At 35.8% G+C, this 12,418-nt stretch carries 10 protein-coding genes; all 10 read right to left on the bottom strand.

Features of this window, described 5'->3' with window-relative positions:
* Positions 1 to 154: 154 nt before the first annotated feature.
* Entirely contained in the window at positions 155 to 1,603 is a 1,449-nt protein-coding gene (locus RCG20_RS16935) for a transposase (protein WP_308181279.1), read from the bottom strand.
* Between the two features lie 19 nt (positions 1,604 to 1,622).
* Positions 1,623 to 2,024: an IS200/IS605 family transposase gene (gene tnpA, locus RCG20_RS16930; protein WP_308181278.1), complete on the bottom strand. Its 402-nt coding sequence runs from the start codon at positions 2,022 to 2,024 to the stop codon at positions 1,623 to 1,625.
* 205 nt (positions 2,025 to 2,229) lie between these two features.
* A complete protein-coding gene (locus tag RCG20_RS16925) occupies positions 2,230 to 3,114 on the bottom strand; it encodes an alkaline phosphatase family protein (protein ID WP_308181277.1) in 885 nt (294 codons plus the stop codon).
* Positions 3,115 to 3,287: 173 nt separating this feature from the next.
* Complete coding sequence (locus RCG20_RS16920; protein ID WP_308184381.1) at positions 3,288 to 4,046, bottom strand: COG4705 family protein; 759 nt, start codon at positions 4,044 to 4,046, stop codon at positions 3,288 to 3,290.
* 126 nt (positions 4,047 to 4,172) lie between these two features.
* Positions 4,173 to 4,313, bottom strand: coding sequence for a hypothetical protein (locus RCG20_RS16915; RefSeq protein ID WP_308181276.1), 141 nt, complete (start codon positions 4,311 to 4,313; stop codon positions 4,173 to 4,175).
* A gap of 378 nt (positions 4,314 to 4,691) precedes the next feature.
* Positions 4,692 to 6,953, bottom strand: a complete 2,262-nt coding sequence (locus RCG20_RS16910; RefSeq protein WP_308181275.1) for an AAA domain-containing protein — start codon at positions 6,951 to 6,953, stop codon at positions 4,692 to 4,694.
* Between the two features lie 78 nt (positions 6,954 to 7,031).
* Complete coding sequence (locus RCG20_RS16905; RefSeq protein WP_308181274.1) at positions 7,032 to 8,333, bottom strand: DedA family protein; 1,302 nt, start codon at positions 8,331 to 8,333, stop codon at positions 7,032 to 7,034.
* A gap of 571 nt (positions 8,334 to 8,904) precedes the next feature.
* Complete coding sequence (locus tag RCG20_RS16900) at positions 8,905 to 9,732, bottom strand: transporter substrate-binding domain-containing protein (RefSeq protein WP_308184380.1); 828 nt, start codon at positions 9,730 to 9,732, stop codon at positions 8,905 to 8,907.
* Positions 9,733 to 10,091: 359 nt separating this feature from the next.
* Positions 10,092 to 10,523, bottom strand: a complete 432-nt coding sequence (locus tag RCG20_RS16895) for a CotY/CotZ family spore coat protein (RefSeq protein ID WP_308181273.1) — start codon at positions 10,521 to 10,523, stop codon at positions 10,092 to 10,094.
* Positions 10,524 to 11,005: 482 nt separating this feature from the next.
* Complete coding sequence (locus tag RCG20_RS16890; RefSeq protein ID WP_308181272.1) at positions 11,006 to 12,235, bottom strand: ATP-grasp domain-containing protein; 1,230 nt, start codon at positions 12,233 to 12,235, stop codon at positions 11,006 to 11,008.
* Between the last annotated feature and the right edge of the window lie 183 nt (positions 12,236 to 12,418).

The following is a 12,418-nucleotide window of genomic DNA, read 5'->3' as shown; positions in this document are numbered from 1 at the left end:
GTACTGTCATTCAACCTTCGTCTGAATTGCCGAAAACGAGTTTTCGGCTGACATCAGCCACTAAGTTATTTCCCTTAGACTTTCATAGGCAAGGCAACTATTGCTGCCATTATCGCCCTGTGGGCTCGATTCAAAACCCTTTTGTATCGAAGTTTTACAAGCCAATACTACTTAATTGTTTCTTGTTCAAATGCTTCATTCGTTCTATTTCCTGTTCGTGTTTACGAAAAAAGTTGTTCCATGTTTCATTTGCTCGTCCAACATCTACTTCACGTAGATTGTCTTTTGTGTTCATGATTAAAAAGGCACTATACAAATCACGTTGAACATCACCTTGTTCGAAGTGGTTCCAACGTTTGGAGAGTTTTTTCTTCACGCAAGTTTGCGTGAAGTGTTCGAATTGACTGGCTTTCACTTTTGCGGTGTCAATCCGCTTTAGTTCTAAGCCGAAGTATTTTAATTTGTTGTCTATAATCGTAAGAAGCATTGATGGCGCACGATTCGCTAATGACTTTCCAAAACGTTTTTTACGTTTGTAACGTCCAGTCTTTTCGCTAATCTTTGTTTTCTTTGCCTTTGCTTGAAATCCTTTGAAATTCATGGTTTCAACTCGAACATCCAACCCAAGCGTTAGAATATGATTGGCTAGTTGATTGTGCGATTGCTTGCGCTTATCTGCCATTTTCCGGCTCATTTCTGCGACCTCTTGACGAGTTTTCTTGTAGTTTTCACTTTGTATCCATTTCTCACGATTGGATTTGTTTATTGTGCCATCAGCATTGTATTTGTTTGGATTATTCGCTCGGCGCCTGCAATCTAACTTACGTTGTAGAATACGTTTTTGACTTTCATCTACTGATAAACCTTCCGCTAGCTCATATAGCTTCACTTCATTTTCAGAAGCGATTGCGAGTGTTGATGTGCCGATATCTAATCCGACACGAGCGAATTCATCTTTGGAGTAGTTTTGATTGCGTTTCTTTGGGGGAAATCCTTCTAATGCAAATTGAACGAAGTAACGATTTTTGCCACGAATCACTTTCTTTACCAGGCGGCAATATTTAATCTTATCTTGAAGGGCAATATGTGCGTATTCATCGTGGTTTTTAAGAATGACAGGCATAATTAGTCCTAGCCATTCCATGCGTTTGTTTTTGGGGAAGTAACGAAAACCTGTCTTGTTTGTCTTTTCTTCTAACGAAAAGAATTGACCTACTGAACAAAAACGAACTTTCTTACCGTTCCCGTACATGACTTTCTCAACTGCTTGAAATGCACGTTCAGCGATATTCTGAGCCATTTGAGAACCAATATTTTTCTTAAACGTACGCCCCATTCCTTGAACGTACCTATTTAAGTCAAATTTACGAACGCCATATTGTTTTTTATAGTGATTCAGAAGTTGATTGCGTTCATTGCCTTTGGTCATACGAACCGCTTCCCAATATCGAGGATTACGTATCATGTATTTGTACCTACGCAATGCTTCACCTAGACATTCATTGTAGATAGTTCGTCCAATATTTAGGCGTTTTTCTAAGATATGTTCTTGCCATGTTTCCACTTTTAAAGGCAGAGTAAGCACGTATGTTGGTGAAGACATCTAGGTTCAACTCCTTTCGCTATTTCCTTTGTTGATTACGTATGTATTGCCGAATTTGTGCTTCTGTATGCTCGCTAACAGTACCAACAAAATAAGATGGATTCCAAAGATGACCATCCCACAGTTTCTTTTTTAAGCTCGGAAACTCTTTAAATAGTAATCTGGCAGCAACGCCTTTTAATGCTTTTATCATTGTTGGAGTTGAATGTTGTGGAGTGCAATCTATAAGAAGATGAATATGGTCGCAATCGGTTTCGATTTCTGAAATGGCAAAACCATTATCTGTGGCTATTTGATGCAGTATCTCTTTTAATCTTACATCTATATCACCAATTAATACTTTATGACGATATTTAACACACCATACAATATGGTACTGAATGGAGTACACATAGCCTCTACCTTTCTTAACGTCAGCCAAATCTCCCACCTCATGTTTATGATAACAAAATTAGAGAAAATAAGAGCATTAATTTGGTGTTTTATTTATAGGATGACTGAGCATATGTCGGATAGTTAACGTGGCAAAAGCCACGCCCTATCCGAAGCCGATTCATCTCATGACTAAAGTCACGAGTGTTCTCGACTATTTCATAAAAACAACTAGTCGGCATGCTCATGCATCTTCACTTTTTCCAGATATCCAAAATCGGGTTAACAGCAACACTTTTACCTGCATGTGATAAACCGTAAATATCTTCTATCGTTCTTAACAGATTAAAATGATTGATATACTCGCTATATTGTCCATTCCTTACCATTGGGCCAACAAAGAAGGTTGGAATTTTATTGTTTTGTGAACTGTCATCCTCATCCCAAGTTACAACCAATAGGCTGTTATGTGTTTTTGCCCATTGAATATATGGATTCAACTGCTTCTTTAACCATTCATCGCCTACCTTTATGCTACCATCATGCATATCATTTCTAAGGTTTGGAATAACAAATGAAACGGTAGGAAGTTGATTAAAGTTGCTTGGAAAGTTTGTAAATGGTTGATTTAACTTAGTTGGAACATTTGTAAAGTTTACCCAAGGATTATGCTTTCGTGCATATCCTCCCCTACCACCTGAAGATCCATCGTATCCGACTTTAGGAAGATCCTCTGAATATCCGATAAATGTATACTTTTTTGTAATTAATTCATTTGCTAAATTTTCAGTAGAAAATTTCGTTCTTGGAATTCGATCATTTGTTACACCTTGATTTGAACCTGAAAAGATATCTAAATAATTTGGTTGACTAGGATGTTCAATTGCATGATAGTTTGTAAAGTTCGCCCCATGTTTCATAAGCGCATTCATATAAGGGGCAGAAGAATTATTTGTTATCTCTTGTTGAGAGTGATTCTCTTCAACAACAAGAACCACATGGTCAATTTTCGGAAAATTCATCTTTACAACTTTATTTGTGGGAGTTTTAATCGGCACTTGTTTCTTCGACTGAACTGGTGAACACGCACATAAAATAATCAATATCGCAGAAAGAATAAATCCCCATTTTTTAATCAATTCTTTGACCTTCTTCCATAATGAGTTTCCGAAACAAACAATAGTCTAGACTATTACATACATTACCATTCCCTTCTAAAAAGTCACATACTCAAGAGGCCATCCAGTTTATGAATGACCCCTTGCATATTCTCACGTGTTTTACATGATTTTTGAAGCTGCCTGTCCCACTTTTACTCATCAGTTGAATTTGGGAAAGGAGTTTCATCTCTTCTGGTCTTGGTAAGGTAAATGACCAAGCCCAAGATCGTCACAAGAAAGATTGCACTAGTCGTCGTCGTACCCAGACCAAGGCCACCTGAATGGCGAGGTTGTGATAGGAAATCGCCAAGAGAGGCACCGAAAGGACGAGTCAAGATGTAAGCGATCCAGAAGGCCAGCACTGCATTCAATTTGAATCGGTAGTAAGCGATGGTCACCATTCCGATTAGTGCAGCGAACATTAGAGCTGATATCCAGTAACCAAAGTTTAGACCTTCTGCAATAAGGTCACCCGCTGCAGTACCTAAGGCAAACGTGAACAGGATAGCAAGCCAGTAAAATGCTTCTCGTTTTGACGTGTAGATTGAGTGAATGGACAATGTCTTTTCACTCAAATACCATGCTGCAAAGGTCACAAGCATTAGGATACCGAAGATAATAGTGGTTGTCTCCAATGATACCCCAAAATTGTCCGTTAAGTTATCTGAACCTAGTGTCCCTACAACGCTGATCAGCACAACCGCAAGCCAATAAATCCTTGGCACATACTTCCTCGATTTGAACTGAAAGTACAGCGTTATGAGCAAGAGGACACCCATGATATAGGTCGTGTTTGTCAAGCCCATGTTCAGATTATCATTCAAGAAATCTGCAGCCGTTTCACCCACAGTGGTTGCCATGATCTTAATGATCCAGAAGTAGATTGTGATTTCTGGAACCTTATTTAACATCTGTCTTGCAAGTGATGGGCCAGCAACAGATTCATTATCAATGGATGAATTTTTTGGTGAAGAAATAGATTGGTCTTTTTGTTTACTCATTTTAACTTTTTATCTCCCTTTTAAGTTCATGGTGTTTTAAAGAATGCATTTGAATAAATATTTTTTGAAATAAAGTGAACTAGAAAACCAAAAAGGCTCTAAAAGATTAATATTTTCAATGCCTCGTCCATTCGTAAATCGTTTTGTAACATTTTGAATCTCCAGGACATTCTCCACGATTTTTCCCTCCTACTTTAAATCAGCCCGATGTGTATAAATTGGTGGATGGACATTTGAAAATAGTCATTATATAAAAGGACTTTTAAAATAGCTAATAGGTTCTTGCAATATTTAAAGGCAGAGAAAAAATTCTCTGCCCTGTCAAATATAGTGAAACATTCAGTATTTGATACCTGTCCGAATTCTTAATAGACGGAAAAATTCCTCTTAATTAGCAAATTGGATTAAAAATAGAATAAATAGACGGAGAGTTTCCGTCTATTGACTCAAAAACCGCGAAAATGGGGGACTTTGCATTGCGTAACCGGAAAACCTTCGCTTATACACCTAGGAACGAGCTCCATTATGCATTTAACCGAAAAATCTCCGCTTATTTTATTTTCGTTGGTTTCTCGGATTACTCGATAACTCCCCAATAAAATGTTCAGCAACCTTCTCTGATTCTAGCCTTACTGCCACATAAGGAGGCATTACACCTTTTGCCCCTTCCAGTGGTAGGCCTAGCCAGAAAATACGCCGATCGATAATTACAAATGGAAAGGGTAGGCTTTCTTCAATCCATTGGTTAGGCTGTAGATCCTCCCAAACTTCATCTGCAATAACTACTAAATTGACACGTTTATTCCTTTTTTTCAATATGTCCTTCCACTGCTCCGAAAGAACTGTTTGCCCTGGTAATGAGATAACGACTGAGGATTTCGCTAATTGAATATCTTGAAAAACTTGTTCAAGCTTTCTGGCATGTATCCATTGTAATCTTGGATGATGACTTCTGATCCATGAACCAATTTCTTTGGTTTTAACTGTTTGATTTTGTTTTTCCTGATGTTCGACTAATTGCCTGAGTGTTTTACCTTGATAGACATGTTTTCGAATAAATGATTGATTGCTAACATGAATGAATTTCCCCTTTGTTCTGGTAATAGCAACATTAATCAGCCGCTCACTATCTTTGCCCGTTAATAACATTCCAGCACGTTCCTGGGGGTTGCTGTCAACTGTGTCAAAGACCATCACATCCCGCTCACTACCTTGGAATCTATGAACAGTTGCCGCAATAATATCCGCTATAAGCCTTTCTTCTTCATATAAATCTTCAAGTAACAGCTCCATCAAATTGGCTTGAGCACGATACGGGGTTACATAGCCTATTGATCTTGCCCCACCTAGAAATGATTCATGAATTAATTGGAAGGACAATAATAATTGCCATAGATTCAGTCTGGAATTTGATGCTCGTTCACTGATACAATGCGCACCAGAATAGCTTGTATCTATAAGTACTGCAGCACGTTGTGGAAATGGTTCCTGTTCCACAATTTTATTTCGACTTTTACGTACACTTTCATGATCCCCGACAAGAGAATGATAGATGTACTGATTGGTGAAAGCTGAAATATCCGGATGCATCCTTCTTTGTTCTTTTAATAAAAATAAATGAGGATGCATTTCCCCCTTTTCAACCCAATCAACGACACCAGCCCTATGAAATATATCCTCTTTCAGCCACTTCGTCACGAGTGAATCTCTGCTTGCGGCAATTGGTGGTAATTGTTTAAAATCACCACAAATAATAACTCGTTTTCCGAGTGTTGCAGCAAAAGCAATTTGAGGAACATACGCCATACTTGCTTCATCAAGGATGATTACATCAAAGTCTGTTTCGTATATTGAGGCATCCCCTGCGGCCTTTGCAAGTGTCGTCCCGACAACAAAAGCTTCCTTTACAAACTCAATTTCTTTTTGGCGGATTTTTTCAAACACCCTAGCAATCTTTGTTTCAAGTTCTAATAAATGATGAGAATCTCTTTTACTAAAAGAACGAGCCAAATCTTGCTTTAGTTTCCATCTTTCTTCAATTAAAATATCTTTATTTTCCGCGAGGCCTGGATCCTGCTTTTGAATAAGCTGACTAGTGGTGAGAGCATCATGAATCGCGATGGCTTCGCCTGTATTAGCTCCATACCGAAGGATATCCCCATCACGAAAGCGATCTTTCTTTTTAATAAAGGTTGAAATTTCACTTAAAATAACGTCGACTGCTTGATTGCTATGAGATAAAATCAAAACCCGCTTTTCTTTAAAATATTTATTCGCTGCTACTCTTGCAAGGGTGTATGTTTTTCCTGTACCAGGTGGACCCCAAACAAAGGTAACAGGATTGTATTTTGAACGTAAAAGTAACTCATGGACATTGCTTTTAATTTTTTCGATCGGATGCTTTGCCTGCATGGAAGGATCCATAACTCTTTTCACTCGTAGGCGCTTTTGTTTGTTTTTTTTGATCTCATCAAACCTTTGAATAAGCTGTTCAAGCAGTTCCCATGGATCATGAAATAAATATGCCTCAGAGATAAGATCTCCAAATGATTGCTCCAAGGCAATCATGATGCCTTTTCCTTCAGAAGATAGCATCCTACCTTTTTGCTTCATACTTCCCCACTCGAGCCTTATCTGAGAACCTACTGGAATTCGGACTGAAACCGTCGTATCAAAATAGTAGGTAAACAAACCATCGTTTGAAAGTAACCTACCATTCGACACAATGAATTTATTTCCTCCATACTTTTTTAAATGGATAATTTCATTTTGAAGGGCCTGCTGCCACTCTTTAATATAACTAAGCGTAGTTGTCATCATCTCATCCTTGTTTTATAAATAGCTTTAATCGTGAAAAATAATAATCTTTTACTCAATCTAATTGGACAAAGGCTTTTATAATAGTTTTTCTTCTTTCATCTTTATTTTAATAAGTGACAATAAACGAAACATTTCAAGAGAGAATACCATTCCGGTTATCCATACAGCACTAAATACATAACTAGTAAGTAAATCACTTGGTTTAAGTTGATGAATATATATACCGCTAATAAAATAACAAATCAATATAAAAATAACAAAGAAAAACATTATCGTAGATAAAAGAAAGTCTCTTCTATGGCGAATGAACATAATCAAGAAAAATCCGTAAGCATTCATGATAAGCATTGCTTGCTCATTTGGAAAATCTGGGCTTATTAATTTATTATTTAAAATGTAATGGAAAAGCCACCCTATTCCTTTAGAAAAAAGAAAGGTTCCAATTAATGTAGAAATAAAAAAAAGGAGCTCAAGCCATTTATTTTTCTTATTTAATAAAATAACGATTATTGTAAATAGAAAAACAATCCCTAAAGCAACCCATGTAGAAAGTAAATAAAAGGGCTCCATTAGCCCCTGCCAATGCACATTAAACAAAGTAATAACAATCGTTTTTACAATCAGGTTAAATTGACCAAATTCGTTACTAATCAAATCTTGAATAAGTCCAACCATTAAAGTAAAAAAAGAAACAAAAAAGATAAAAGTGACTAAAATAATGATTTTTATCTTCAAAAAGCTTCTAAGTTTTTTAAAGGCCGACTCGTTTAGTAATAGAAATGATTCTTTAATATAAACTTTATTTGCCTTTATGACAAAATATATAATAGCAAAAAATCCAAAAAGGATGCTTGCAACTACAAGCCATTTTTTTATTTCCCCCTGATATTGGTCCCATTGTGGACCCAAAATATTTCCCAAGGAAATGAAGGTTCCAACCCAAAGGAATACCCCTATGTACGAAAAAATAGAAAAAGTGCGAAATGGCAGTTTAATTACTCCAGAAACAATACTTGCTATATGTCTGACACCTGGAATAAAAAACGTAAATAATAACAATACTTTTCCGTACCTCTGATACCATACCTCCATTTTCTCCATTTTTTCAGGTCCCATATGAAAATAGTGGCCATATTTGCGAAAAAACGGGGCACCGAGTTTATATCCTATCCAATAGGAAATCGTAACTCCAAAAATACCACCCACTCCAGCAGAAAAAATAGAAAGAAAGATATTCATTTTCCCATTGAAACAAAGGACACCTACATAACTCATCATTGCTTCGTTAGGAATGGGAACAATAATGAGCTCAAGCATTAATGATACAAAAAGGACAATATAACCATATTGATTTAATAAATGAATAATTTCATTCATACACACACATCCCGAAAGATTTTTCTTTACTATATGACTGAAATTCGTGTGTCACCGCAGTGACACACGAATGAGCCAAAAATCATTTTTATCAAAAAATATTATTTAATTAATGCCAACTGTTTAAAAGGATTAGACTCATTTTTCCTCATAACTATCTCTCATCCACTTTACTGTATTAAAAATAAAAATAGTGAAATTTCATGGATTTTTAATAAAAATTAATGGATTTTTAAGGGATTCCTTTTAGAATTAAAATGCCCACAAAGTTTGTATTTATTAATACAAGGCACTGTTAAATTTGCCTGTTGATTACCGCTCCAGGCGCTCCAATTAAGATAGTGGCAAAATCAACAATGAACTTTATAACACTGCCTAATACGAAGAAAGAGCCGTTAGACTATTGACCACATATAATGGTCAATAGATCTAGCGACTCTTAAATAAATAAAGAATACGGTTTCTTGTTTCTCTTTGCTTCGCGGAAATGAAGAAATAAGCAATCGTTATAATACCTATTTTACTAGAGTGTAAAACTTAGGAATTGCAATGTCCCTATTTCATTCTTTAATCAATCTGTTTCATATGTTGGAATATTAATGTCTAATTTCTTTGTAATGTCAGCACCTGCAAAGAATTGTTTTGATATTTTTGACATTGTACCATCTTTTATCATTTCATTTAGCGCTTTATTTACATGTTTAACAAGTTCAGTATTATCTTTTTTCATAACTAAAGCAGCTTCACTTTTGTTAAAGCGAATATTTGGATGAATAGTTATATTTAATTGTGGGAAATAAGCTAATGCAAGTTTTTGAATGTAGTAATCATTTAAAATGACATCTGTTCTACCTGTTGCAACATCACGAAGGTATTGCTCGTTTGTTGCATTATCATAAACAACTTCTTTTGCCCCTAATTTACGGGCAACTCCCATATATGTTGTTGTTGATTCACCAGCGGCCTTTTTTCCTTTAATATCTTCTAATTTCTTAATTCCAGATAAATCATTTTTCCTTACTATTACACTACCAAATGAATATTCGATCGGAACAGAGAAGGCAAATTTTTCTTTTCGTTTATCTGTAACACCAACACTTGCTCCAATGTCGACTTGGCCACTGTTTAATGAGGTAAGTGTTGCATCAAAAGCAATTTCCTTGAATTTCACTTTTAAACCCATTCGTTTTGCCACTTCTCTAGCAACCTCAACTTCATATCCTGTAAGTTTATCAGTTTTTGATTCATGATATGAGGAAGGATAAAGTGTTCCCGCAGTGGCAACAACTATTTCTCCCTTTTCTTTAACCTTATTCCAAGCTGTTGCTTCGCTCTTATCTGTACTACTATTGCTACACGCTGCTGTAAACAGCGCAATGGATGTAATTAATATTGCCATTGTAAGCTTTCTGGTGCTAAACCTTGTAAACAATTAAATTTCCTCCCTTTGCCTAACTAAAGTATGTACAATTAAAAACTTAACATGTGGAGTAAGTAATAAGCAACTAAAAGATAATCATTCTCAATTAGACAGAATTTTTACTTTTTAGATGAATACCACTATCATTTCTCCTCTATATCGATATTTGATAGTAATTGGTAGAGTAGCAAGTGTTCTTGGGCACTTTGATATGTGATGAGAAGAAAAAGAACCCAGCACTTATCCACACTGAGTTCTTTGGTTTAATCTTAATTTTTATTATCTACTTCATGGATTGCAATTAATACAGCAGGCACCGAAACTGGGAGTCACAAAAATTAGCATTTATGTTCATCAGGTGGTATAAATCTATTGACCAAGCATGGAGGTAAAAGTTCTACTCCACAAAGGCAACTTATACCAATCGTTATACATTCTTTAGTTGTCAATAAAGAATATATATCGGAACAAAGGTCTACTGGACACCCTTCCATGTCTATTGGTATTAAAACTGAAAGGATCACACAACCCGTTTTCTCATCAAAATTTACTATTCTAAAAAAAGGGGACACAACACAACCATAGTGCTTATCCAAAATAGTAGCTGAGAAGGGTTTTCCCATTTTCGTAAACAACATAAGCGGTATTATCTTATTCTTATTTTTTCGCACCATGTCGGTGTTGAAAGGTTTTTGAAATTCTTGCTCTTTCAACACTCTCTTGAGAGTTGAATTTAAGCAATTTTGCTGTTGTAAAGGAATTTGCTTCATGTCTTTTCATCCCTCCTCTCCTTAATATAGACTCTCCGTATTCACCCAATCAGATGGTTCAAGGGTTTTCTTGAACCACTTATATTTAATTCCTCCCACTTTGGGTAGGGCGATTTTTCATTTTAAAAGGCCCTTTTCGCATAAATTGGAATTTTTAGTCCGTAAATTTGCCCGTTGATTTCCGCTCCGGGCACTTGCTTTCCGCGGGGAGGGATGGGAGTCTCCTCGGCGTACCGTAGGAGTCAAGTGCCTTCCGCTCCAATCAACTCAGGTGGATAAAATAAAAACATCTAAAAAACAACAAACTTTACGATGACAGCCGTTACCTACCTAGTCAATTTTTTGAAAAATAATAGATGTAGGCTTTGGCAAACGCATTTTTAAAAATACCATGAAACCGCTGATTACTTCAGACATTCCAACATAATTACCAGTAATTTTTTTTGCAAATTTCTCGATGAATGCTTATTTATTCCAAGAGTCTATTGAATCGTTTCATTAGGTAAAAGATGAAATTTGATCTGTTCGGATGCTTGTAATGCATACATTTTCGCCTCTGCTCTTGTTTTACCTTTTGCCATTACATAGCCATATCGATGGCCCATAGATAGAGGCGGTGACAAAATTTGTCCTTTTGATGCCTTGATAAAAACTTCAATTATGCCCGGTATTTTCTTTACTAAATCAACATTAGTTGCTTCTATAAATTCACCTATAGAATCTACAACACTGTATTGGACATAGATGCAATTCTCATATTTTCTTTGAAGGGATGGCTGCAAACCTCTATAAACCTTCAATATCTCCTCCGCGTAATTAAAGCCATATGCTTTCTCTATTAATCGATTCATTACTCCTCCAGAAATTCGCGGATTTATTTCTATAAGCTTCCATTCTCCCTTTACTAATCGCAATTCCAAGTGACAGTTGCCATTTCGTAACCCTAAATCAGTTAAAATTCTTTTTGTGACGTCAGCAATACTTTCAATGATGCTTTCTTCTACATCTGATGAGATACTATAACCTGTTACGATAAACTTATTTTTTTTTGTTATTTCTTGTTCTATGATTGCTGCGATGTAGATCTCTCCATCATGTACAATACTTTCTACATTAAATTGCGGACCTTCAAGATATTCCTCGATAAGTAAATCTTCATTAGAATTTTTCCTTTGTAAGTAATTAATCCTATTTCGCATTTGATATTCAGTATTTATTAGGTATACATCCTTGGAACCTGTAGATGAAGGCGATTTAAGGATAAGTGGATACATTTGCTTGAACTGAGACAATAGGGTTTTTAATGTGTCATCTTTTTTATATATAAAATAATACGGGGAATATGGTTTGTCTTGTAATTTTCTCCGTGTTAGTAACTTATCTTCCATCACATTATAAGCATGTTCAGATAAGGTGTTATGGCAAAACCGATTATGCATTTTTACCGCTAACGTCACATAGGAGTCAATAAAACTAATAATAATTTCAACATTTTGTTCTTTTTTAATTTCAACTATTTGCGAGATGATTAGGTCTTCGTCTTTTAAGTTGATGAGATGCATTTCATCAACTTCAGAAAACTCCCTTTTTTGTTCAAGAATAGATTTTCGATTGGTAAATAAATGGACATAATATCCACCTTTTTTTGCAGCCCTAATTCCCTCTCTGCTTGATCCAGATTTATTTGTTTCAATGAAAATAATCGAGTTCATTTAATCACACAACATCCTCCCGATTGCACATCTTCTTTAAGCATATGTACCTTATATTATTCATAAGATCCTAGTATTGAGTAGGCATGAACACAAGGGGGTTTTATATTTTAGTAGGAAGTCAATTCGCTTACCTCTTTACTTTTCAAACTTCCACAATTGTCTATATCAAGTGTCCTATGA

This window comes from Neobacillus sp. PS3-40 (assembly GCF_030915485.1).
In the GTDB taxonomy this organism is placed as follows: Bacteria; Bacillota; Bacilli; order Bacillales; family Cytobacillaceae; genus JAUZPL01.
This window is presented reverse-complemented; position numbering and strand designations above follow the sequence as displayed.

Excerpts from the sequence above, each read along its gene's own strand:
- RCG20_RS16910 (WP_308181275.1), bottom strand. The coding sequence starts at position 6,953 with ATGACAACTACGCTTAGTTATATTAAAGAGTGGCAGCAGGCCCTTCAA.
- RCG20_RS16920 (WP_308184381.1), bottom strand. The coding sequence starts at position 4,046 with ATGTTAAATAAGGTTCCAGAAATCACAATCTACTTCTGGATCATTAAG.
- RCG20_RS16900 (WP_308184380.1), bottom strand. The coding sequence starts at position 9,732 with ATGGCAATATTAATTACATCCATTGCGCTGTTTACAGCAGCGTGTAGC.
- RCG20_RS16905 (WP_308181274.1), bottom strand. The coding sequence starts at position 8,333 with ATGAATGAAATTATTCATTTATTAAATCAATATGGTTATATTGTCCTT.
- RCG20_RS16895 (WP_308181273.1), bottom strand. The coding sequence starts at position 10,523 with ATGAAGCAAATTCCTTTACAACAGCAAAATTGCTTAAATTCAACTCTC.
- RCG20_RS16935 (WP_308181279.1), bottom strand. The coding sequence starts at position 1,603 with ATGTCTTCACCAACATACGTGCTTACTCTGCCTTTAAAAGTGGAAACA.
- RCG20_RS16890 (WP_308181272.1), bottom strand. The coding sequence starts at position 12,235 with ATGAACTCGATTATTTTCATTGAAACAAATAAATCTGGATCAAGCAGA.